A 21,544-nucleotide genomic window follows, 5' to 3' on the forward strand; every position below is an offset into this window, starting at 1 on the left:
TGTCCCCTCCAGAGGTCGGCTGATGGATCCTATCGTCAGCCGGCCCCGGAGTGGACTAGGCCGTCAGACACGGCCTGGACGGCCTGGGCCCGACTAGGCCCGGGTGGCCTGGCCGGTGCGTTCCTCTTCGCCGACCCGGCTTCTGCGGTAGCCGTAGACGAAGTACAGGACGAAGCCGAGGACCATCCAGATGGCGAACCGCAGCCAGGTCTCCAGCGACAGGTTCAGCATCAGGTAGATGCAGATCAGCGCGGCCAGGATCGGGATGACCGGGTTGCCCGGCACCCGGAACGAGCGCTGGATGTCCGGCCGGCGCTTGCGCAGGATCGGTACGGCGATCGACACCAGGGTGAACGCGGCCAGCGTGCCGATGTTCACCATCTCCTCGAGTTTGCCGATCGGAGTCACCCCGGCCACGATCGCGACCAGGATGCCGATCCCGATGGTCAGCCGGTACGGCGTCCCCCACTTGGGATGGGTCTTGCCGAGCTCACGCGGCATCAGGTGGTCACGGCTCATCGCGAACACGACCCGGGCGGCGCCGATCATCAGCGTCAGCACCACCGTGGTCAGGCCGGCGACCGCACCCGCGGAGATCAGCGTCGCGAAACTCGGCCGTCCGACCGAGCGGAACGCCTCGGCCAGCGCGGCCTCGCTGTTGATGTCGGTGTACTTGATCATGCCGGTGATCACGATGCAGACCAGCACGTACAGCACGGTGCAGATCGCCAGCGAGCCGATGATGCCGCGGGGCAGGTCGCGCTGCGGGTTCTTCGCCTCCTCGGCGGTGGTCGCGACCACGTCGAACCCGATGAACGCGAAGAACACCAGCGACGCCCCCGAGATGACGCCCATCACCCCGAACGTCGACGGAGCGAACCCGAACAGCGCCTGGAAGAGTGGCGTCGTGATGGTGACGTCGGGATCGGGGTTCGGCACGCTCGGCGGGATGAACGGCGTCAGGTTCGAGCCCTTGATGTAGAACAGGCCGGCCACGATCACGAACAGCACCACGAACAGCTTGATCGCGACCAGCACCAGGTTGACCCGCAGCGACTCCTTGATGCCGATCGTCGCCAGCGAGGCCAGCACGAGCACCAGCAGCATCGCCAGCACGTTCACACTGCTGTCCGGCCCGATCGACTCGGGCCAGCCCAATCCGATCTGTTCGAGGAACAAGGCGGCGTACGTCGACCAGCCCTGAGCCACCACGCTCGCCCCGAGCATCAGCTCCAGCAGCAGGTCCCAGCCGATGATCCAGGCGAAGATCTCACCCAGGGAGAAGTACGAGAACGTGTACGCCGACCCGGACACCGGCACGGTGGACGAGAACTCGGCGTAGCACAACGCGGCCAGCGCGCAGCAGATCGCGGCGAGGACGAACGAGAGCGCGATCCCCGGACCGGCGAACGACTTGGCCGCCCGGCCGGTGAGGGTGAAGATGCCGGCACCGATGATGACGCCGATGCCGAAGACCGTCAGGTCGACGGCGGTGAGGCGTTTCTTGAGCTGGTACTCCGGCTCGTCGGTGTCGGCGATCGACTGCTCGATCGTCTTCTTCCGCAACAGACTCATCTGCGCCTCCTCGCACTGGACGGAACCATTCGAGATTGCCCCGCCGGCAACGCGAGGTCAAACCGCCACTCAGGTCCGTCTGAGAACCTCTCAGCGTTGCGGCTGGTAGGTCTTGAGCGACGTCCACAACGTCACTTCGGTCAGGCCGCTGCGGCTGAACAGGATCCGGTCCCGGGACGCCTGGTCGACGCCGTGCCGCGCCATGTCCTCGTACAGTTCCTCGACCTTCGCCAGCCCGAGCCGGTTGACCAGGAACCGCACCGCGAGCCAACTGACGCCGTACACGTCGGCGGTGTTGGAGTAGAAGCCCGCATCGCTCGGCAGCGCGACCAGCGCCGGCAGGGCGTCGTCGATGACCTCCTGCTCCCACTTGCCGACCTCGCCCGGACCGCTGAACTCCTCGATCCCCCGCCACGACACATACTCGGCCGCACCTTCGGCCAGCCAGAGCGGTTCGTAACCGCCCAGGTCCGCGGTGGCCACGTGGGTGATCTCGTGCGACAGCAGGATCTCGTCGACCCGGTCGCGCTCGTTAGGGTTGATCACGATGTAGGCGCCGGCCACCGTGCCGTCGGCGGTGTCCTGACCGGGCAGCGAGGAGAACGTCGACCCCGCGCTGGCGGCCGACTCGACGTCCTCGTCGGCGAACCGGGCATCGCGTACGTCGGTCTCGTCCAACGCGATCACGAACACCGAGCCGCGCCACCTCCGCGGCCAGTACTGGGTCACCTCGCCCAGGGCCTCGGTCGCCTCGGTGACGATGGCCCGGCCGCGTTTGGTGTCGCCCTTCTCCACCACGGCCAGCACGCGCGGTCCGCGATGCACCTCGATCCGGCCGAGGTCCCACGCCTCCCGGTGCGCCCCCGGACCGAGATCGTCGTCGAGATCGTCGTCATCGGTGAGCACCCACCGGCCGCGCACGTTGATGAAGGTGTAGCCGAGCTCGGTGGTGACGGGCGTCAGGTCGACTTTCGGGATCTGGTACCGCATCAGGATCCGGACCAGGAACGTCGTACGCCCGTGCGACTTGGCCACGGCCGGGTTGAAGCGCTCCTCGGCCTGGCTGTAGCCGAGCTCGGTGAAGCCGACCTCGACCAGGTTCGCGAACAGCACCTTCTGCTCGGCCCGCAGCGCCCGGTCGGCCGGGTCGATGTCCTGCAGGAACAGCGCCTCGTTGACGGTCAGCACCGCCTGGGCCCGGCGGATCAGGATCGTGTCGATGGCGACCCGGCGGGCCGCGATCGCGGCGGCGGTCTTCGACGGTTTGGAGGACTGGTTGGGGCCCGGTGCGGTCAGCGTCGTGGTGGGCCTGGCCCGGGCATCCCGTTCCCGGTCTTCAACGGTGTAGACCACGCCGCCGGAGACGAGCGCAACCGCCACCAGCAACCCCAGCCAGCGGCGGGGGCCATGGGGTGGAACCTGAGCGCCCGGCGATCCGGCGCTAGGGGTGGTCACACTCACGTCGGGTCGATCCTCCGAGTACCCGTCTGTCGCAGCCCGGCTACCCTACTCGGTTCCCCGGATTCCACCACCGACACGCCGTCACGCCGCGGCGGCCTTGATGGCCTGGAAGAGGCCGGTCTCGGTCATGCCGAGGTGCTCGAGCATGATCCGGTCGCGCTCGGCCTGGGTGGACCCGAGCGCGGCCATCTCCTGGTACAGCGTGCCGACCTCGGTCCCGCCGAAGCGTGCGAAGAGGTGGTCGACGGCCAGCCAGGCCAGCGGGTACGAACTGTCGGACTGCTGGAAGAACACCGCGTCGGCCGGCAGGCTCTTCGCCTTCACCAGGTACTTCGTCCGGACCTCCTGCCGGTACTTGTCCAGCGCGAGCCTCTCCGCGCCGTCCATCGGCAAGAACTCGACGTACGTCGCCGCACCCTCGACCAGCCAGCGCGGGGCATAGGCCCCGGACGGCGCGGTCGCGACGTGGGTGAACTCGTGCGCCAGTGTGCGGGCATCGACCCTCGAGCGGTTGCGCGGGTTGACGACGACGTACGAGTCGGCCCGCTGCCCCTCGCCGGTGACCTCACCGGGCAGGGTGCGATAGACCCAGGTCGCCATCGCGATCGCGTCCTCGGCGTTCTTCGGCTCGGTGTAGTCGGCGCCGCGGACGATCTTGTCGTCGAGCGCGATCACCACACCGGCGCCGGTCCAGCTACCCGGCCAGCTCTTGGTCACAGCCTTCACCGCGCTGCCGGCCATGCCGAGCAGGTTGTTCGCGAGCCGGTCCTGCCCCTTCTCGACGACCACCAGGACCCGCGGCGCGCGTTTGACCAGCACCTCTCCGGTGTCCCAGGCCTCCTGGTGCGAGCCGCGCGGCAGTCTCTTGTCCAGGTCGGTGTCCGACACCAGCATCCACCGGCCGTCCGGCCGCTCGGTGAACGTGTAGCCGAGCATCGCGCGGACGGGTCCGGCGTCGATCCCGCGGATCTGGTACGTCATCGCGATCGCGACCAGGTACGTCGACGGGCCGTACTTCCGGGTGACTGCCTCGTCGTACTGCTGGCTCAGCTGCTGGTAGACCAGCCGGGCGAAGCCGAACTGGCGCAGGTTCGCGAACAGCGTGCGCTGGCGGGCGACGAGGCTCTTGTTCCCCGGATCGACATCGGCGAGGAACGCGGCCTGATCGTCGCGGAGAACTGCCTGGGCACGTTTGCCGAGTACCTGGTCGACGGCTGCGGCCCGGGCTGCCAGGTCGATGGCCGGCGTACTGGGCGCGGAGGTCGCGGCGCCGGTGGCTCGGTCGCTCGACCGGTGCAGGGCGAGACCGCCCGCGACCGCGACGGTCACGAGGGCCAGCGACAGCAGGAGCGGCCAGACTCCCGCGCCCTTGGCAGCCGCGTGCCGGCTCTTCGGGGGCGCGGCGTGACGCCCACTCATGTCGGCCGGCTCAGGCGCTGCCCGGCCGGTCACCCGCCGGATCCGGCTCGTTGATCCCGTCGCCGGAGCGCTGAGCGATCAACTCGGTGATGTCCCGGGCCAGCTCCTGCCCGGTGAGCCCGATCTCCTGCAGTACGGCGGGACGCTTGGCGTGGTCGAGGAACCGCTGCGGGATGCCGAAGTCGCGGACGGGCGTCGACACCCCGGCGTCGCGAAGCGCCTGCGCGACCATCGAACCACAACCGCCGGCCCGGCCGTTGTCCTCGATGGTGACGACGTACTTGAACTTCGCCGCCAGCTCGACCAGCTTCGGGTCGACCGGCTTGACCCAGCGCGGGTCGACCACGGTCACGCCGAAGCCGTGGGCCTCGAGCCGCTGCGCCACGTCCATCGCCGTGGCCGCCATCGACCCGATCCCGACCAGCAGCACGTCGGTGCCGGAGCGCTTGAGGACGTCGAGGTCACCGATCCGCTCGATCGCGTCGATGTCCGGGAACACCTCGCCCTTGGCGTACCGCAGTACGGTCGGGGCGTCCGGGACGTCGACCGCCTCGTTGAGCAGCTCCTCGAGCCGCTTGCCGTCGCGCGGCGCCGCGAGCCGGAGCCCGGGGACGAGTTGCAGGATCGACATGTCCCACATCCCGTTGTGGCTCGCGCCGTCGTCACCGGTGACACCGGCGCGGTCGAGCACGAAGGTGACGCCGCACTTGTGCAGCGCGACGTCGAGTAGCAGTTGGTCGAACGCCCGGTTCAGGAACGTCGCGTAGAGACCGACGACCGGGTGCATCCCGCCCATCGCCAGGCCGGCCGCGCTCGTCACCGCGTGCTGCTCGGCGATGCCGACGTCGAAGATCCGGTCCGGGAACTCCTGCGCGAACGCGGCCAGGCCGGTCGGGTGCAGCATGGCCGCGGTGATCGCGACCACATCCGGGCGGCGGTGGCCGATCCGGACCAGCTCGTCGGACAGCACATCGGTCCAGCCGCGCGGCTTGTTGGCCGGCCGGATCTGGTGGAAGTTGTCCTCCTCGTCCTGCTCGGCGGCGGCGTACCCGAAGCCCTTCTGGGTCACCGCGTGCACGATCACCGGACCGCCGAACGACTTGGCGTTGCGGAGCGCGTCCTCCATCGCCTGGCGGTCGTGACCGTCGATCGGGCCGACGTACTTGAGGCCGAGGTCCTCGAACATGCCCTGCGGGGCGAGCACGTCCTTCAGGCCCTTCTTCACGCCGTGCAGCACCTCGTACATCGGCGGGCCGACGTATGGCGTACGGCCGAGGTTCTTCTTGATCAGGTCGAGGATCTTCTCGTACCGCGGGTTGGTGCGCAGGCTGGTCAGGTGGGTGGCCAGGCCGCCGACGGTCGGGCTGTAGGAGCGGCCGTTGTCGTTGACGATGATGACCAGCTTGAGGTCCTTGGCGGCGGCGATGTTGTTCAGCGCCTCCCAGGCCATCCCGCCGGTCAGGCCGCCGTCGCCGATCAGCGCGACGACGTGCCGGTCCTCTTTGCGCAACCGGTAGGCCTTGGCCAGGCCGTCGGCGTACGAGAGAGCGGTCGAGGCGTGGCTGTTCTCGACGATGTCGTGCTCGGACTCGGCCTGGCTCGGGTAGCCGCTCAGGCCGCCCTGCTGACGGAGCGTGCCGAACTCGGGCGCCCGCCCGGTCAGCAGTTTGTGGACGTAGGTCTGGTGACCGGTGTCGTAGACGAGGCGGTCACGGGGCGAGTCGAACACCCGGTGCATCGCCAGGGTGATCTCGACCATGCCCAGGTTCGGACCCAGGTGACCGCCGGTCCGCGACACCGTCTCGACCAGCACGTCCCGGATCTCGGCCGCGAGATCGGTGAGCTGCTGACCGGTCAGCTTCTTGAGGTCCGCCGGCCCTCCGACCGTCTCCAGCACGCGCATCGAGCTCCTCCCGCGGGTCATCCTCGAATGCTTGAGTCTATGCACCCGCCGCCCGGTTTCCGAACTGACAACAGGCATCGGGCGAATCTCACACTCCAAGACGGCCCGTCGGGCCGCCTGGTTCGATCTTCACCTACAGTAATCGGATGGAGATGGTGAGGACGCTGTTCCGCAAGTACGACGGACAGCCGCATCGCCTCGTGGAAGCGTTCCGGCTCGGCGAGGACGAGCACGGCCTGTGGGTCGGTTCCGTGCCGGGCACCCAGGGTCAACGCGCCGACGGCACCTGGGTCACCATCGACCACCACCGGGTCCGCCTCTTCCCGCACGGACAGTGGTGGAGCGCCCTCTTCAACGACGACCCCCACCAGACCGCCATCTACTGCGACGTCACCATGCCCGCCGAGTTCGGCGTCGACACCGTCACCACCGTCGACCTCGACCTCGACATCCGCCTGATGCGCGACGGCACCGTCCGCGTCATGGATCAAGACGAGTTCCACGCCCACCAGGTGAAGTACAACTACCCACCCCAGGTAGTAGCCACCGCCCAAGCCACCTGCACCTGGCTGGCCACCCACATCACCACCACCGAACCCTTCACCACCGCCTACAAGCCCTACCTAGACCAAACCCGCTCCCTGAGCACCCAGACCTGACCCAAGGCGGTCAGACACCGCCTAGGAGCCGCAGTTCGGGAGGCCGGGCCATTCGGTGCAGGCTTTTGACTGGGAGAGGACGCCGGCACAGATGCGGACGTCGTCCAGGCGGCCGATCAGTGGGGAGCCGGTCGAGCCGGGTGCGCCGAGGATGGTGCTGCCGGTGCGGGTTGGGGCGTTGTAGGTCCGCAGCCCACGCGTCCTGACGTTGACCGACACGGAGATCCTGCCGACCGGCTCCTGGCTGGGGCTAGGGTTGAGAGCTATGCGTGATGTCCGGGTGGTGTACCGCAAGTACGACGAGAAGCTGCATTGGCATCAGTGGATGCGGTACTTGGGTGAGGACCAGTACGGCGTCTGGCTGGGGGCGCCGGCTCGGTCGGTGTCGCAGCGGGGGGATGAGCCGGAGGTGGTGCAGGAGCAGGCTCATGTGCAGTTGTTTCCGCGGGACAAGTGGTTCACGGCGATCTTCAATGACGAGCCGCGGTCGACGGAGATCTACTGTGACATCACCACGCCGGTGGAGTTCGGCGAGGATGTGTTCACGATGGTCGACCTCGACCTGGACGTGATCAAGAAGCGCGACGGCACGGTCATCATCGACGACGAGGACGAGTTCGCCGAGCATCAGGTGAAGTACGGGTACCCGGCCGACGTGATCGAGACCGCGCGGGCGACCTGCGACTGGCTGGCCGGCATAGTCGCGACCGAGGAGCCGTTCCTGACCGTCTACAAGACTTACCTGGACAGGGTTCGGTGAACGCTCAGGGTCGCGTCCTTGAGCAGTAGCGCGCCGGGCAGCGGCCCGCGTTGGCCGGCGAACATGTCGGCGACCGGCGAGACGGTGAGGTAGAGGTTCTTGCCGGCGGGTACGTCGACCGCGACGGCCGGCAACTCGATCGACCGCCGCTCCCCCTGCACCACCCGCTCCTCCCGCAACGGCATCGTGTTGTTCTGTACGACCTTCGCGGTCAGGGGATTCGTCCCGACGCTCAGTGCGAAGAAAGCGCCCGCGTCCGGCAGCAAGGTGTGCACACGGGCGTCGACGCGCGGCACGCCCGCCACTGTCAGCGGCCCGGCGGCCACTTTCACGCTGAGCGGTAGACCGGCACCGGTCGGGGTGAGGATCTTGCCGAGCTGGTAGCGAGCGTTCGGAACCAAGGTCTGTTGCGTCAGGCAACGACCGTCCGCGGTCGACAGGTGGTAGGCGCCGTACCCGGACAAGCTCGTGGCCGTCCCCAACAGCTTGGTGGACATGAAGCGCAATGCGAGCCCGGAGAAACTGGACGACCCCAACTGGACGGAGCACGGATCACCCGCAACGGCCCATCCCGGCGGCACCACGCTCGGGAGCGCGTGACCGGCGTTGTAGCCGACGAATATCGACCGCTTCCGGGCCTGCGGGGTCAATGCCCGCTCGAAGTTCGCCAGGCCCTGGTTCAGGTTGAACAGGTTGTCCGAGATCCCTTGGCCGAACAGCACCGGGATATCCAGCTTCCGGCCCTGCGCGACATGCCACGCCGGCCCGTTCTTGGCGAAGAACGCGTCCAGGTCCCGCCCGGCCGTCCCCGGCGGCCAGGCTCCGGTGGCGATCAGTACGACGAACGCCGCCGATACCGACGGCGGAAGGTGCGCACCGCCGCCGGCGTACAACGAGGCCAGCCACAGCGTTCGCGCGGCCTCGTCCGGGGCGAGGCTCTCCTTCAGGTCCCACCAGGTCACCTCGGGCGCGAGCGCGTCGAACCGGGTCCGGCCGCTGTCCCGCAGCTCGGTGAACGCGCCGGCGAACTGGAAGCCACCGCCGTACGAGCCACCGATCGCCCCGAGCAGCGGATCACCAGGCTGTTGCTTCGTGACCCAGTCGAGCCCGGCGACCAGATCGACGAGCTTGATCACGTCGCGGCCCTCGTAGTCGGGGTTCATCACGTGCGCGACGCCGGTGCTCTCGCCGAAGCTGCGCTGGTCGAAGCTCAGTACGCCGAAGCCGGCGTCGAGCCAGGGCTTGAACGCGGCCGGGTCCTTGGTCCGGCTGCCGCCCCAGCCGTGACTGTGCATGATCAACGGCACGGTGTGCGACGCGGAGGCGCCGGCGGGCTTGAAGAGCGAGTAGCAGATCCGCACGGGTGTCGTCGTCCCAGGCTCCGGAACCGACACCACACAGCCGGTCGTGGCGGCGGCAGCAGGCGCCGCCACCAACGACGAGCCGAGCAAACCAAGCACACAAGCCAATGAGGCCACACGACGATGCATTAGTCACTCCCCGTGGTCGGCGGATCCCGCTGCGCACACGCTAAACGACCGCGACCACACTGACCAGATCCCGGCTGCGCTGACAGCGAAGCGGGGCACCGAAGCTGCGAGACTATGCCTCGTGCATATCGCGATCGAGCTCGTGGCTCTCATCGCCGTGGTGGCGGCCGGGGCCGCCTTGGCCCGGCGGGTCGGAATCTCGGCTCCCCTGCTTCTCGTCGTCGTCGGGATCGCCGCGTCGTACCTGCCGTTCGTCCCCCGGGTCGAACTGGAGCCAGAGGTCGTCCTGGTCGGCTTCCTGCCACCACTGCTGTACGCCGCTGCGATCAGGACCAGCCTGGTCGACTTCTCCAAGCACAGGCGCTCCATCGGCCTGCTTTCGGTCGGCCTGATCGTGTTCACCGCGCTCGGCGTCGGCCTGGTCGCCTATTGGCTGCTCGGCGCTGTCGCCGAGGCGCAGGGCCAGGAGCCGCTACCGTTCTGGGCCGCGTTCGCGATCGGCGCGGTGGTCGCACCCCCCGACGCCGTCGCCGCGACCGCGATCGCCAGGCGGGTCGGTCTCCCCCGCCGCGTGGTCACCATCCTCGAGGGCGAGAGCCTGGTCAACGACGCGACCGCCCTGGTCTGCCTGCGGACGGCGATCGCCGCCGCGGCCGTCACCCCCACGGTCTTCGACGTCGGGCTCGACTTCCTCCGGGCGGCCGGCGGCGGTGTCCTGGTCGGGCTGGTCGTCGCGATCGTGCTGGCCAAGGTCCGCAAGCAGTTCACCGACCCGGTGCTCGACACCACACTCAGCCTGACCGCGCCGTTCATCGCCTACATCGCGGCGGAAAACCATTACGTCCACGCGTCCGGCGTACTGGCCGTGGTGGTCACCGGCCTGCTGCTCGGCCACAAGGCGCCGATCATCCAGTCGGCCAAGTCGCGGATGTCGGAGCGGACCAACTGGCGGACGTTCAAGTTCCTGCTGGAGAACACCGTCTTCCTGCTGATCGGGCTGCAGACCCGGTGGATCCTCGACGACCTCGCGGACAGCCCGCTCCCGGGGTGGCTGATCGCTGCCACGACGCTGGCGGTGTTCGCGGCCGTCGTACTGCTCCGGCCGATCTGGGTCATCCCGACCACGTTCCTGTCCCGGCGGATCCTCGGACCGTCGCGGCCCGGGCCGGTATCCTGGCAGAGCCTGGTCGTCGTCTCGTGGGCCGGCATGCGCGGGGTGGTGACGCTGGCGGCAGTGTTCACGCTGCCCGAGGACACCCCGCATCGCGAGGTCCTGGTCTTCATCTCCCTGACCGTCACCGCAGGCACCCTGCTGGTGCAGGGCTCGACCCTTCCTTGGCTGGTACGACGCCTGCGCCTGCCCGGTCCGGATCCGGCGGAGGACGCGCTGCAGGAGGCTGCCGTACTGCAAGGAGCGCATCGGGCGGCGATGCAGAAGCTGGCCGAGGTCGCGACCCCGGACGACCCGCCGGACGTGATCAACGTGCTCCGGCAGCGCGGCGAGTCGAGGTCGCAGGCCGCCTGGGAGCGACTCGGCCGGCCCGAGACCGAGTACGAGACGCCGAGCGAGGCCTATCGCCGGCTGCGGATGGCGATGCTGGAGGCGGAGCGGGCGCACATCCTCGAGGTCAGGGACGCCGGACTGGTCGCCGACGAGGTGCTGCAACGCGCGCAGATCGCGCTCGACGTCGAGGAGTCCATGCTGGATCGCGAGGAGGACGACGACGTGGGCGGGCGGTCGGAGGACCTCCGGGTCCCGTCACCGCCCGGCGGCGAGTGCGAGCACTTGGAGCAGGCCCCGCTGGTGCGGACGCCGAACACGCCGGAAGGTTGTGAGGAGTGCCTGGCCGAGGGCATGACGTGGGTCCACCTGCGGCTCTGCCTCGGCTGCGGGCATGTCGGCTGCTGCGACTCGTCGGTGATGAAGCACGCCAGCAAGCACCACGAGTCGACCAAGCACCCGGTGATGCGGAGCTTCGAGCCGGGTGAGACTTGGCGCTGGTGCTTCGTGGACGAGAAGCTGGGCTGATGGCCGACTGTCTGTTCTGCTCCATCATCGCCGGGACGACGCCTGCGCAGATCGTTCTCGACACACCTGACGTGGTCGGATTCCTCGACGTACGGCCGGTGTTCAAGGGGCACACCCTGCTGGTGCCGCGCGAGCACGTGCCGACGCTGGTCGAGCTGCCGGACGAGCTGACGGTCCCGCTGTTCGGCGCGGCCCGCTCGGTGGCCGCGGCGGTGCGTACGGCGTTCGACGCGCAGGGCTCGTTTGTTGCCGTCAACAACGTGGTGTCGCAGTCCGTCCCCCACCTCCACGTGCACGTGGTGCCACGGACGAAGGGGGACGGACTACGCGGCTTCTTCTGGCCCCGCACCAAGTACGCCGACGACGCCGAAGCAGCCGAGTACGCCGGCAAACTGCGTGCGGCCCTGGCCGACTAGGCGGTGTCTGACGGTTCAGCGCCGTAGCGAGCAGGTGCTCGGTGCGGTAGCTCGGCGTGCTGGAGCGAAGGTCTCGATGTGGTTCCATCGTGGCCTTTGCTCCAGTGCGGCGAGATGCCGTGCCGAGTGCCGCGCAGTAGGCGGGGAACCGTCAGACACCGCCTAGGGGCGGTCAGTCTCCCAGGCGACCGTGTCGTCCGCAGCTGCGGACAGCGTGCGGGCGGCAGCTGCGGCCGGTGGATTGTCGGCGGTCAGGTTGAGGCCGGGCTTGCGGTCCTCGATGGTGAACTGCGCTCGGGTGAAGACCTCGGCGTCCTTGGTCCGCACCGCGCGGACGGTGCGGAAGTCGGCGACCAGGGACTCGCGGGTGATCGTGGTGTTCACGTAGCCGCGAAGGTTGTTCTGGAACCGCAGGTGCGGGTTCCACTGGAACCACGGGTGCGAGCCGGTCGCCGAGTCGGCGCCGTCGCCGCCGCTGGTGATCGACGAGCAGACCAGCTCCGACCCCACCGTCCGCGAGGTCGGGTCGTCGTAATCGAGCTTCAGGTCCGCGGCCCAGTGCGCGTGCACGTCACCGGTCAGTACGACGGGGTTCCGCACCCGGGCGTCGACCCAGCCGCGGGTGATCCGGTCGCGGGAGGCGACGTACCCGTCCCAGGCGTCCATCGAGGTCACCTTCAGCGGACCCGAGTTGTTGTCGCGCTGGGCGAAGAACACCTGCTGGCCGATGATGTCCCAGCGCGCCTCGGAACGGCGGAAGCCGTCGATCAGCCACTTCTCCTGCCGCTCCCCCGTGAGCGACCGTTTCGGATCGACCGCGGCCGGGCAGTCCTTGTAGCCGTCGCCGCAGCCCTGATCGTCGCGGTACTGCCGGGTGTCGAGCATGTGGAACGTCGCCAGCTCACCCCACTTCACCCGGCGGAAGAGCTGCATGTCGATCCCGCGCGGCTTCGACGACGCGCGCAGCGGCATGTTCTCGTAGTACGCCTGGAATGCGGCCGCTCGGCGGGCGAGGAAGCCGTCCTCGGGCCTCTCCGGGGTCTCGTTCGCCCAGTTGTTGTCGACCTCGTGGTCGTCCCAGACGACCAGCCACGGCGCGACCGCGTGGGCCGCCTGCAGGTCCAGGTCGGTCTTGTACTGTGCGTGCCGCTGCCGGTACGACGCCAGGTCGGTGGTCTCGGGTCCGTCGTGATCACGGACGTTCCCGCCCGGAGCGACGTACGCGCCCTTCGTGTACTCGTACTGGTAGTCGCCGAGGTGGAGCACCAAGTCGGGGTGATCCTGGGCCAGCCGCCGGTACGCCGTGAACCAGCCGTGCTCGAACTGGGAGCACGAGACGAACGACATCGACAACTCGCGTGGCGTCGTACCCCGGGCCGGTGAGGTCAGGGTCCGGCCGGTGCCCGAGACGTGGCCCTCGGCGCGGAAGCGGTAGTAGTACTCGCGGCCGGGCTCGAGTCCCTGGACGGTGACGTGGACAGCGTGGGCGTGCTCCGGCCTGGCCACGGCGACACCGGCCCGGACAACGCGGTGGAAGCGCGAGTCGGCCGCGACCTGCCACTGGACGGCGTACGCGCGACTCGGCATGCCGCCGAGGCCGTCCGGCGCGATCGGGTCGACCGCGAGGCGGGTCCACAGCACGAACCCGTCCGGCCACGGGTCGCCGCTGGCGATGCCCAGGGTGAACGGGTTCTGCCGGACCGGCGTCGCGGCGGCGGTGCTCGGGGTGTTGAAGGCGGTGGTCAGGCCGGCGACGGCCGCAGTGGAAGCCAGACCGGCTTTCAGGACGGATCTACGGGAGGTCTCCATGTGCCCGACCGTTCCCGTCACTGATGTGCGGCCGCTGACATCCAGATGGCCAGTGGGTTACTAGTGCAAGCTGCGGTCCAACCTGGTTTCCAACCGGTCGAGGGCCTTCTCGGCGGCCGCGCGGACAGTGTGCTCGGGGTCGTCGAGCAGGTCCTGCAGGGCCCCGGCATGCTCGGCCTCACCGGCGGCTCCGACCGCACGGGCAGTGGTGGCACGGACGCGGGGCAACTCGTGCCTCAGGTCTGGGAGCAGTACGTCGACGAGCTGGCCGAGCTCGCGTTGAGCTGTGACACGAGCGACGTGCTCGCGAACCCGCCAGGCCGGGTCGTCGGCCGCGACCAGGAGGGCGTCGACGGCGTCGTCGCGCCAGACGTACAGGAAGAGCCGCGCCGCCCAGACCCGAGCCCAGTAGAAGTTCACCGGGTCGAGCTTCGCCCAGCCGCCAGCCGTTTCGCCGACCAGCCACTTCAACTTGTCGAGCTGCGTGGTGAACGCCTCCTCCGCGGCCACCTCGCCGGTGAGCACCGCGATCGCGAAGTCGATCACCACGTCCTCGCCGTACTTGGCGCACGAGCCGAGCGCGATCTCGCGCGGGTGCTCCCGGTCTGCAGCCATGGATCAAGTCTTGCCCACCCCACCGACAGAAAAGGGCCGGCCCGTGAGGGCCGGCCCTTCCGTGGGTCCGAGTGCGTCAGCTGGCGATCAGGGAGCGGAGGACGTACTGCAGGATGCCGCCGTTGCGGTAGTAGTCGGCCTCGCCCGGGGTGTCGATCCGGACCACCGCGTCGAACTCCTTCTCCGACCCGTCGGGCGCGGTCACCTTCACGTGGACCGTGCGCGGGATGGATCCGTTGTTCAGCTCGGTCACGCCGGTGATGTCGAACGTCTCCTCGCCGGTCAGCCCGAGCGACTCCGCGTTCTCACCCTCCGGGTACTGCAGCGGCAGCACGCCCATACCGATCAGGTTCGACCGGTGGATGCGCTCGAACGACTCGGTGATGACCGCCTTGGCGCCGAGCAGCGCCGTACCCTTGGCGGCCCAGTCCCGCGACGAACCCGAGCCGTACTCCTTGCCGGCCAGGATCACCAGCGGCGTACCGGCCTCGGCGTACGACTGGGCGGCGTCGTAGATCGTGGTGACCGGCGCGTCGTCCTTGGTGAAGTCGCGGGTGAACCCGCCCTCGGTACCGGGCGCGATCTGGTTGCGCAGGCGGATGTTCGCGAACGTGCCGCGGATCATCACCTCGTGGTTGCCGCGGCGCGACCCGTACGAGTTGAAGTCCTTGCGCGCGACGCCGTGCTCGGCCAGGTACTTGCCGGCCGGGCTGTCCGCCTTGATCGAACCGGCCGGGGAGATGTGGTCGGTGGTGACCGAGTCGCCCAGCTTGGCCAGCACCCGGGCACCGGCGATGTCGGTGACCGGCGCCGGGTCCTTCGCCATCCCGTCGAAGTACGGAGGCTTGCGCACGTACGTCGACTCCGGGTCCCAGGCGAAGGTCTTGCCCTCCGGGGTCGGCAGCGACTGCCAGCGCTCGTCACCGGCGAACACGTCGGCGTAGTCCTTGCTGAACATCTCCTTGCTGATCGAGGAGGCGATCACCCGCTCCACCTCCTCCGCGGTCGGCCAGATGTCGCGCAGGAACACGTCGTTGCCGTCCGTGTCCTTGCCCAGGGCATCGGTCTCGAAGTCGAAGTCCATCGTCCCGGCCAGCGCGTAGGCGATCACCAGCGGCGGCGAGGCGAGGTAGTTCATCTTCACGTCCGGGTTGATCCGGCCCTCGAAGTTGCGGTTGCCGGACAGCACGGACACGACCGCCAGGTCGGCCTCCTGGACACCGGCCGAGACCGCCTCCGGCAGCGGACCCGAGTTGCCGATGCAGGTGGTGCACCCGTACCCGACCAGGTGGAAGCCGAGCTTCTCCAGGTACGGCGTGACACCGGCCTTCTCGTAGTAGTCGGTGACGACCTTCGAGCCGGGCGCCAGCGACGTCTTCACCCACGGCTTCGACGCGAGTCCCCTGTCGACCGCGTTCTTGGCCAGCAGGGCGGCGGCCAGCATCACCGACGGGTTCGAGGTGTTGGTGCAGGAGGTGATGCTCGCGATCACGACGTGCCCGTGGTCGAGCTCGATCTCCTGACCGTCGAGGCTGACCTTGGTCTTCTTCGACGGCCGGCCGTCGGCGCCGTGCGGGACGTGCGGCTCGTCGTTCACGTTCCCGTGGCCGTTCGGGGCGTCGCTGGCCGGGAAGCTACCGGTCTCCGACGGGTCGACCTCCAGCTCTTCGGTCGCGTAGTCGGTGAGAGCGCCGCGGAAGGCTTCCTTCGCCTCGCTCAGCTCGACCCGGTCCTGCGGACGCTTCGGCCCGGCGATCGACGGGACGACGGTCGACAGGTCGAGCTCGAGGTACTCCGAGAAGCGCGGCTCCACGGCCGGGTTGTGCCACAGGCCCTGCTCCTTGGCGTACGCCTCGACCAGCGCGACGTCGTCGTCGGAGCGGCCGGTCAGCCGCAGGTACTCCAGCGTCACGTCGTCGATCGGGAAGATCGCACAGGTGGAGCCGAACTCGGGGCTCATGTTGCCGATGGTGGCCCGGTTCGCCAGCGGCACCGCGGCGACACCGTCGCCGTAGAACTCGACGAACTTCCCGACCACGCCGTGCTTGCGCAGCATCTGGGTGATGGTGAGTACGACGTCGGTCGCGGTCGCGCCGGCCGGGACCGAGCCGCTCAGCTTGAAGCCGACCACCTTCGGGATCAGCATCGACACCGGCTGGCCGAGCATGGCCGCCTCGGCCTCGATACCGCCGACGCCCCAGCCGAGGACGCCGAGGCCGTTCACCATCGTGGTGTGCGAGTCGGTGCCGACACAGGTGTCCGGGTAGGCCTGGCCGTTGCGGACCATCACGGTCCGGGCCAGGTGCTCGATGTTCACCTGGTGCACGATGCCGGTGCCGGGCGGGACGACCTTGAACTCGTCGAACGCGGTCTGGCCCCAGCGGAGGAACTGGTAGCGCTCACGGTTGCGCTCGTACTCCAGCTCGACGTTGCGCTCGAACGCGTCCTGCCGGCCGAAGACGTCGATGATGACCGAGTGGTCGATGACCAGCTCGGCCGGCGCCAGCGGGTTGATCCGGGTCGGGTCGCCACCCAGCTCGGCGACCGCCTCGCGCATGGTGGCCAGGTCGACGACACACGGCACGCCGGTGAAGTCCTGCATGATCACCCGGGCCGGGGTGAACTGGATCTCGGTGTCGGGCGCCGCGCTCGGGTCCCAGTTGCCGAGCTTGGTGATGTGCTCGGCGGTGATGTTCGCGCCGTCCTCGGTGCGCAGCAGGTTCTCCAGCAGCACCTTGAGCGAGTAGGGCAGGGTGTCCGCGCCCTCGACACCCGCCAACCTGAAGATCTCGTACGACTGTCCGTTGACCTCGAGTGCCCCCTTGGCACCGAAGCTGTCGACGCTCGCCATCAACCTGCTCCTCTATCCAGTCCTGATCCGCCGAGGCCCATCCTGCCGAGCCCACCACCTATCCGCGAGATCAGGCTCCCCTAACCTCGCGCCAAACTCTCTCGACATCAAGATACACGACATCGAGCCACCCCGGCCAACAATCCAAGAACCTGTGGACAACATCGCACCACCCGCGCCCTCACCGCACAGCAGCCGCGATCCGCGCCGCAAGGTCGTCCAACTCGTCAAGCATGTCCACCGCGCCCCAAACCTGATTCCGCATCCGGTTCGTCAGCGGCCGGATCACCCCAGCCTCGTGCAGTCGCTCGATCGCGGCGTACACGCTGCTGGTGGCGCCACCGACGGCTTCCTCGGCCTCGCTCGCCGAGAAGATCGGTGCCGCGATCAGGCCGTCGAGCAGGCGGGACGCGGCACTACCACGCCGGGACCCCACCTTCTGCAGCCACACCGACTGCACCTCGGCGATCCTTGACGCGGTCACCCGGGACTCGCGCGCGGCGACGGCGGATGCCGCGGTGAACGATCGGATGATCGGCTCGATCCGACCCTCGCGATACGCGCCCAGCACGTCGAAGTAATCGTCGCGCCGTGCCACGAGCGCGGACGCCAGTGGGACGACCACACGCCGGGTCGTGCCGCGGCGACGCAGCACCGTGTTGATGAGGGCACGACCGATCCGCCCGTTGCCATCGGTGAACGGGTGAATGGACTCGAACTGAGCATGGAGGATCGCCGCCTGGGCGAGCACGGGCAGATCGGTCCGGTTGGCAAAGGCCACCAAATCCGCCATGTACTCGTCCACAGTCTCCGGAGGCGGCGGCACGTAGACCGCGTTCCGCGGCGAGTGATCGCTGCCACCGATCCAGTTCTGCATGTCCCGGAAGCGGCCGGCGTACGCATGTTCGTGCGGGTCGTCGACCATCAAGGCGAGGTGGGCCATCAGGATCATCGCGATGTCGATGTCCCCGCCCTCGTCGACAGAACGGATCAGCGCCGCGAGCGCCGCCGTGGACGCGACCATCGACGTCGCCGACGGGTTCGACTTGATGCCGTGCAGCGCCCGGGCGAAGTCGTCGACCGACGCGTCGATGTGCTCGATCTTCGACGAAGCCACCGACTCGGTGCGCAGGAGCAGCGTCTCGAGTGCCGCGAGCTCGGCCCCGTGCGAGTGGTCGAGCGCGGCGATCTCGAGCACCCCTGCTTCCATGGCCGACACGAGTTCAGGGCTCAGTCGTACGTCGCGATGCCCGATCAACGGTGGTCGCATCGTCACGACCTCGGTGAGCATGCGGTCCGCCGCCGTACCTGCTCGGCTCCGCTGGCGCCATGACCGCACTTCCAGCACGTGCGCCGGCCAGCCCGGATCCGGGTCGCTCTGTCCCGGGTCCGGACCACCGGCCCGCTCGAACGTCACCGCTCTGCCTCCAAGTCGGAACAACGTCGGCGTTATTCCGACTTAGGCAGTCTAACTCGGAATAACGCTGTCGCTATTCCGAGTTAGGGAACTCAGGAGACCTGTGGGAGGACCTCGGCGGCGATGAGGTCGAGGTGGTCGAGGTCTTGGAGGTCCATGATCTGGACGTACTGGCGCTGGGAGCCGACGGCGGCGAACTGGCCGAGGCGGTCGACGACCTCGGCCGGTGTGCCGGCGATCGCGTTGGCCTTGAGGTCTTCGACGTCGCGGCCGATGGCGGCGGCGCGCTGCTTGACCTGGGCGTCGTCCTTGCCGACGACGACGGTGTGGGCGGTGGACAGCGCCAAGCTCTTCGAGTCGCGGCCGATCGCCGCGCAGGCGGCCTGAACGCGCTTGAAGATCGTCTCGGTCTCCTCCACCGAGCGGAACCCGGCGTTGAACTCGGCCGCGTACTTCGCCGCCAGAGCCGGCGTCCGCTTCTTGCCCGCGCCGCCGACGATGATCGGCGGGTGCGGCTGCTGCACCGGCTTGGGCAGGGCCGGGGAGTCGCTGATCTGGTAGTGCTCGCCCTGGAAGTCGTACGTCTCCCCCACCGGCGTGTCCCACAGACCGGTGATCAGCTCGAGCTGCTCGGTCAGCAGGTCGAACCGGCCGGGCGTGTCCGGGAAGTCGAGGCCGTACGCCTTGTGCTCGGCCTCGTACCAGCCCGCGCCGAGACCGAGCTCGGCCCGGCCGCCACTCATCTGGTCGACCTGCGCCACCGAGATCGCGAGCACACCGGGGTTGCGGAAGGTGGCCGAGCTGACCAGGGTGCCGAGCTTGATCCGGCTCGTCTCCCGGGCGAGCCCGGCGAGCGTGATCCACGCATCGGTCGGCCCCGGCAGGCCGTCGTGGTCGCCCATCACCAGGTAGTGGTCCGAACGGAAGAACGCGTCGAACCCGTTCTCTTCGGTCTTGCGTGCCACCGCGAGCAGATCGTCGTACGAGGCACCTTGCTGGGGTTCGGTGAAAATCCTGAGAAGCATGCGGCCAACGCTATCTCGCGGTGGTGTAAAGCCTTTCCAGGTACGACGGTTGCCACTCGGGTCCGCGCCCGTTCAGCCGCCGTACCAGACCGTGTACGTCGAGCCGCGACTCGACCGGGTTGTCCCACCAGTCCGGGACCTGGTCGTACCACCGGTCGATCCGCAATGTGCGGCCGGCCGCGTCGATCCGCGCGAACAGCCAGCCGCCCTGGTCGCCCTCCGCCTCGGTGATCCACAGATCGCCGAGCAGGCCGCTGAGCTTGTCGGCGGCGAACTCCGGATCGTCCACCTCCGGCGGCTCCAGATCGAACCGGTACGACGGCGCACCCGGGTCGAGCACCTGGACCTGGATGGTGAACCCGGACGGCACGATCGCGGTCCGGGCCCGGCACCACGCGTGCAGCGCCTTGAACGCCTCGGACTCCCGCGGCCGCGGCCTCGGCCGCTCGACCTCGGCCCGCATCGCCTCCTCGATCGACCCCGGCGCCGGCTCGATCCGCGGCCCATCAGCCCCGGCCAACCCCAACCCCGGAATAGACATCCGCACCACCGCGGCCACATCCACGGCGGCCGGGCCACTCACCCCCTCCGGCTCCCCCTCCACCACCGGCAGAAATCCGGTCGGCTCGTCATCCCCAATTCCGTCCCAAAGCTCCCCAAACTCCCCTCGAGCCTCATCCCGCCCACGCGCCGCGGTTTCATAGGGCGCCCCCGACCCCCGCCCATCAGCCTCGTACGACGCCTCGTGTCCGTACGCCGCGGACTCACGCGCTGACTCCTGCCCATACGGGGCCCGATGGCGGTACGCCTCCTCCTCGTCCGCCGCGGACTCGTACCCCGCCTCCTGCCCGTACGACGCCGGATCGCGCGGCGACTCCTGCCCACGCGCCGCAGGTCCGTACGGCGACTCCTGTCCGTACGACGCCGGCCCGTGCGCTGACTCTTGGTGGGTCGCCTGGTCGACCTGCCGGGGCTGGCCGAGCGAGCCTGCTTCTGCCGTGCGGAGGTCCGGTTGCTCGCTCGGAGCCACACCCTCGCCGTACGCAGTGGACTGGCTCAGGGCGTCGGCACCTGCTTGCTCCGCGCCTGGATGCGGTGAGGCGGCTTGCCGGGCGGCGTGTGTGGTGGGTTCGGGGCGGGGTGTGGAGTCTGGCTGGGGCGACGGCTCGGGCTCCGGCCAGGGCATTGGCTCGGGGTCCGGAACGGGCTCCGGCTCCGGCTGAGGCTCGGGTTCCGGCCACGGCTCGGGTTCCGGCTCCGGTTGCGGGGAGGGCTCCGGCGTGGGTGTCGGCTCGGGCCCGGGCCACGGCTCGGGTTCTGGACCGGGGATCGGGCTTGGCGTCGGCTCCGGGTGCGGTCCCGGAGTGGGCTCGGGCTGGGGACCTGGGCCGGGGTATGGGCCTGGCATCGGCTCAGGTTGCGGGCCTGGGGCGGGGCCGGGTTGCGGGCCCGGCGTGGGCTCGCGGTGGGGGTCTGGCTGGGGCCAGGGGGCTGGATGCGGCTGGGGTTGGGGCCAGGGTTCGGGGTGAGGTTGCGGCTGGGGCCAGGGCTGAGGTTGAGGGTGAGGCTCAACCTGAGCTTTAGCCATCGGAGCCGCACCGAAGATCTCGTCTTCCTCAGCATCCGGATTCGTCGCCACGTCGAACCGCACTGCGGGTTCGGCCGGCGCGGGTTGCTCTGGTGCAACGGGCTCGTCAACCGCGTCGGGCGACTCGGTCGGCACCACGGGGATCTCGGCGGTGAGATCGTCCTCAGCCCCGTCGAACGCCGCGGAGTACTTGGCTGCGGGATGGTCGGCCGGACCGGCAGGCGCGTCACCCCAAGCGGAAGGGTCAAAGTTGCCCCCGGCGGCCCGGTGAGCGACGGGCCACTCGCTATCAGCAGCTGGCTCGTCGCCATGCTGGCCGAGCCGAGCGCCGGACTGGCCGAGCCGAGCGCCGGACTCGTCGACGCGAGCGCCGGACTGGTCCAGGCGAGCGCCGGACTCGTCGAGCCGAGCGGCAGGCTCGTCCAGGCGAGCGACAGGCTCGTCGAGCCGACCGGCAGGCTCGTCCAGGCGAGCGACAGGCTCGTCCAGGCGAGCGACAGGCTCGTCCAGGCGAGCGACAGGCTGAT

Annotated in this window: 17 protein-coding genes; 5 read left to right on the plus strand and 12 right to left on the minus strand. The window is 69.1% G+C overall.

Annotated features, from left to right (window positions below):
• Positions 1-93: 93 nt before the first annotated feature.
• The 4 genes from AB0F43_RS00105 to dxs all read right to left on the minus strand — a co-directional run bounded on the left by AB0F43_RS00105 (position 94) and on the right by dxs (position 6,358).
• Complete coding sequence (locus tag AB0F43_RS00105; protein WP_360468524.1) at positions 94-1,575, minus strand: amino acid permease; 1,482 nt, start codon at positions 1,573-1,575, stop codon at positions 94-96.
• Positions 1,576-1,665: 90 nt separating this feature from the next.
• A complete protein-coding gene (locus AB0F43_RS00110; RefSeq protein ID WP_360468525.1) occupies positions 1,666-3,036 on the minus strand; it encodes a hypothetical protein in 1,371 nt (456 codons plus the stop codon).
• A gap of 81 nt (positions 3,037-3,117) precedes the next feature.
• Positions 3,118-4,455: a hypothetical protein gene (locus AB0F43_RS00115; protein WP_360468527.1), complete on the minus strand. Its 1,338-nt coding sequence runs from the start codon at positions 4,453-4,455 to the stop codon at positions 3,118-3,120.
• Between the two features lie 10 nt (positions 4,456-4,465).
• On the minus strand, positions 4,466-6,358 hold the full coding sequence (gene dxs, locus AB0F43_RS00120; protein WP_360468529.1) for a 1-deoxy-D-xylulose-5-phosphate synthase: 1,893 nt from the start codon (positions 6,356-6,358) through the stop codon (positions 4,466-4,468).
• 146 nt (positions 6,359-6,504) lie between these two features.
• Between dxs and AB0F43_RS00125 the strand changes: the two genes are divergently transcribed.
• Complete coding sequence (locus AB0F43_RS00125) at positions 6,505-7,017, plus strand: DUF402 domain-containing protein (protein ID WP_360468531.1); 513 nt, start codon at positions 6,505-6,507, stop codon at positions 7,015-7,017.
• A 21-nt stretch (positions 7,018-7,038) separates the two neighbouring features.
• Here AB0F43_RS00125 and AB0F43_RS00130 read toward each other — a convergent pair whose 3' ends face one another.
• Positions 7,039-7,236: a hypothetical protein gene (locus tag AB0F43_RS00130; protein WP_360468533.1), complete on the minus strand. Its 198-nt coding sequence runs from the start codon at positions 7,234-7,236 to the stop codon at positions 7,039-7,041.
• Between the two features lie 46 nt (positions 7,237-7,282).
• Between AB0F43_RS00130 and AB0F43_RS00135 the strand changes: the two genes are divergently transcribed.
• Positions 7,283-7,777, plus strand: coding sequence for a DUF402 domain-containing protein (locus tag AB0F43_RS00135; protein ID WP_360468535.1), 495 nt, complete (start codon positions 7,283-7,285; stop codon positions 7,775-7,777).
• Here AB0F43_RS00135 and AB0F43_RS00140 read toward each other — a convergent pair.
• Positions 7,756-9,267 (minus strand): CocE/NonD family hydrolase, encoded by a 1,512-nt coding sequence (locus AB0F43_RS00140; protein ID WP_360468537.1) that lies wholly within the window; start codon positions 9,265-9,267, stop codon positions 7,756-7,758. The two genes, AB0F43_RS00135 and AB0F43_RS00140, sit on opposite strands and share 22 nt — an antisense overlap.
• A gap of 121 nt (positions 9,268-9,388) precedes the next feature.
• Here AB0F43_RS00140 and AB0F43_RS00145 point away from each other — a divergent pair, with 121 nt between their 5' ends.
• Together AB0F43_RS00145 and AB0F43_RS00150 are read left to right on the plus strand one after the other, a co-directional pair.
• Positions 9,389-11,296 carry a Na+/H+ antiporter gene (locus AB0F43_RS00145; RefSeq protein ID WP_360468539.1) on the plus strand — a complete coding sequence of 636 codons (1,908 nt, stop codon included), beginning with the start codon at positions 9,389-9,391 and terminating at the stop codon, positions 11,294-11,296.
• The gene (locus AB0F43_RS00150) at positions 11,296-11,712 is read left to right on the plus strand and encodes an HIT family protein (RefSeq protein WP_360468541.1); all 417 of its coding nucleotides are present in this window, start codon (positions 11,296-11,298) and stop codon (positions 11,710-11,712) included. Before AB0F43_RS00145 ends, AB0F43_RS00150 begins: the two co-directional genes overlap by 1 nt.
• A gap of 162 nt (positions 11,713-11,874) precedes the next feature.
• Here the strand turns inward: AB0F43_RS00150 and AB0F43_RS00155 are convergent, their stop codons facing one another.
• The 6 genes from AB0F43_RS00155 to AB0F43_RS00180 all read right to left on the minus strand — a co-directional run bounded on the left by AB0F43_RS00155 (position 11,875) and on the right by AB0F43_RS00180 (position 20,459).
• Entirely contained in the window at positions 11,875-13,521 is a 1,647-nt protein-coding gene (locus AB0F43_RS00155) for an alkaline phosphatase D family protein (protein ID WP_360468543.1), read from the minus strand.
• Between the two features lie 60 nt (positions 13,522-13,581).
• On the minus strand, positions 13,582-14,136 hold the full coding sequence (locus tag AB0F43_RS00160) for a HEAT repeat domain-containing protein (RefSeq protein ID WP_360468545.1): 555 nt from the start codon (positions 14,134-14,136) through the stop codon (positions 13,582-13,584).
• A 76-nt stretch (positions 14,137-14,212) separates the two neighbouring features.
• Positions 14,213-16,987, minus strand: a complete 2,775-nt coding sequence (acnA, locus tag AB0F43_RS00165) for an aconitate hydratase AcnA (protein ID WP_360468547.1) — start codon at positions 16,985-16,987, stop codon at positions 14,213-14,215.
• Between the two features lie 181 nt (positions 16,988-17,168).
• A complete protein-coding gene (locus AB0F43_RS00170; RefSeq protein WP_360468549.1) occupies positions 17,169-18,404 on the minus strand; it encodes a Fic family protein in 1,236 nt (411 codons plus the stop codon).
• Positions 18,405-18,496: 92 nt separating this feature from the next.
• Positions 18,497-19,429 (minus strand): LLM class F420-dependent oxidoreductase, encoded by a 933-nt coding sequence (locus AB0F43_RS00175; RefSeq protein WP_360468551.1) that lies wholly within the window; start codon positions 19,427-19,429, stop codon positions 18,497-18,499.
• A gap of 10 nt (positions 19,430-19,439) precedes the next feature.
• Complete coding sequence (locus AB0F43_RS00180) at positions 19,440-20,459, minus strand: hypothetical protein (RefSeq protein WP_360468553.1); 1,020 nt, start codon at positions 20,457-20,459, stop codon at positions 19,440-19,442.
• Between the two features lie 531 nt (positions 20,460-20,990).
• Between AB0F43_RS00180 and AB0F43_RS00185 the strand changes: the two genes are divergently transcribed.
• On the plus strand, positions 20,991-21,544 hold a 554-nt coding region (locus AB0F43_RS00185), incomplete at its 3' end, for a hypothetical protein (protein ID WP_360468555.1).

The organism is Kribbella sp. NPDC023972 (assembly GCF_040639075.1).
Taxonomy (GTDB): domain Bacteria; phylum Actinomycetota; class Actinomycetes; order Propionibacteriales; family Kribbellaceae; genus Kribbella.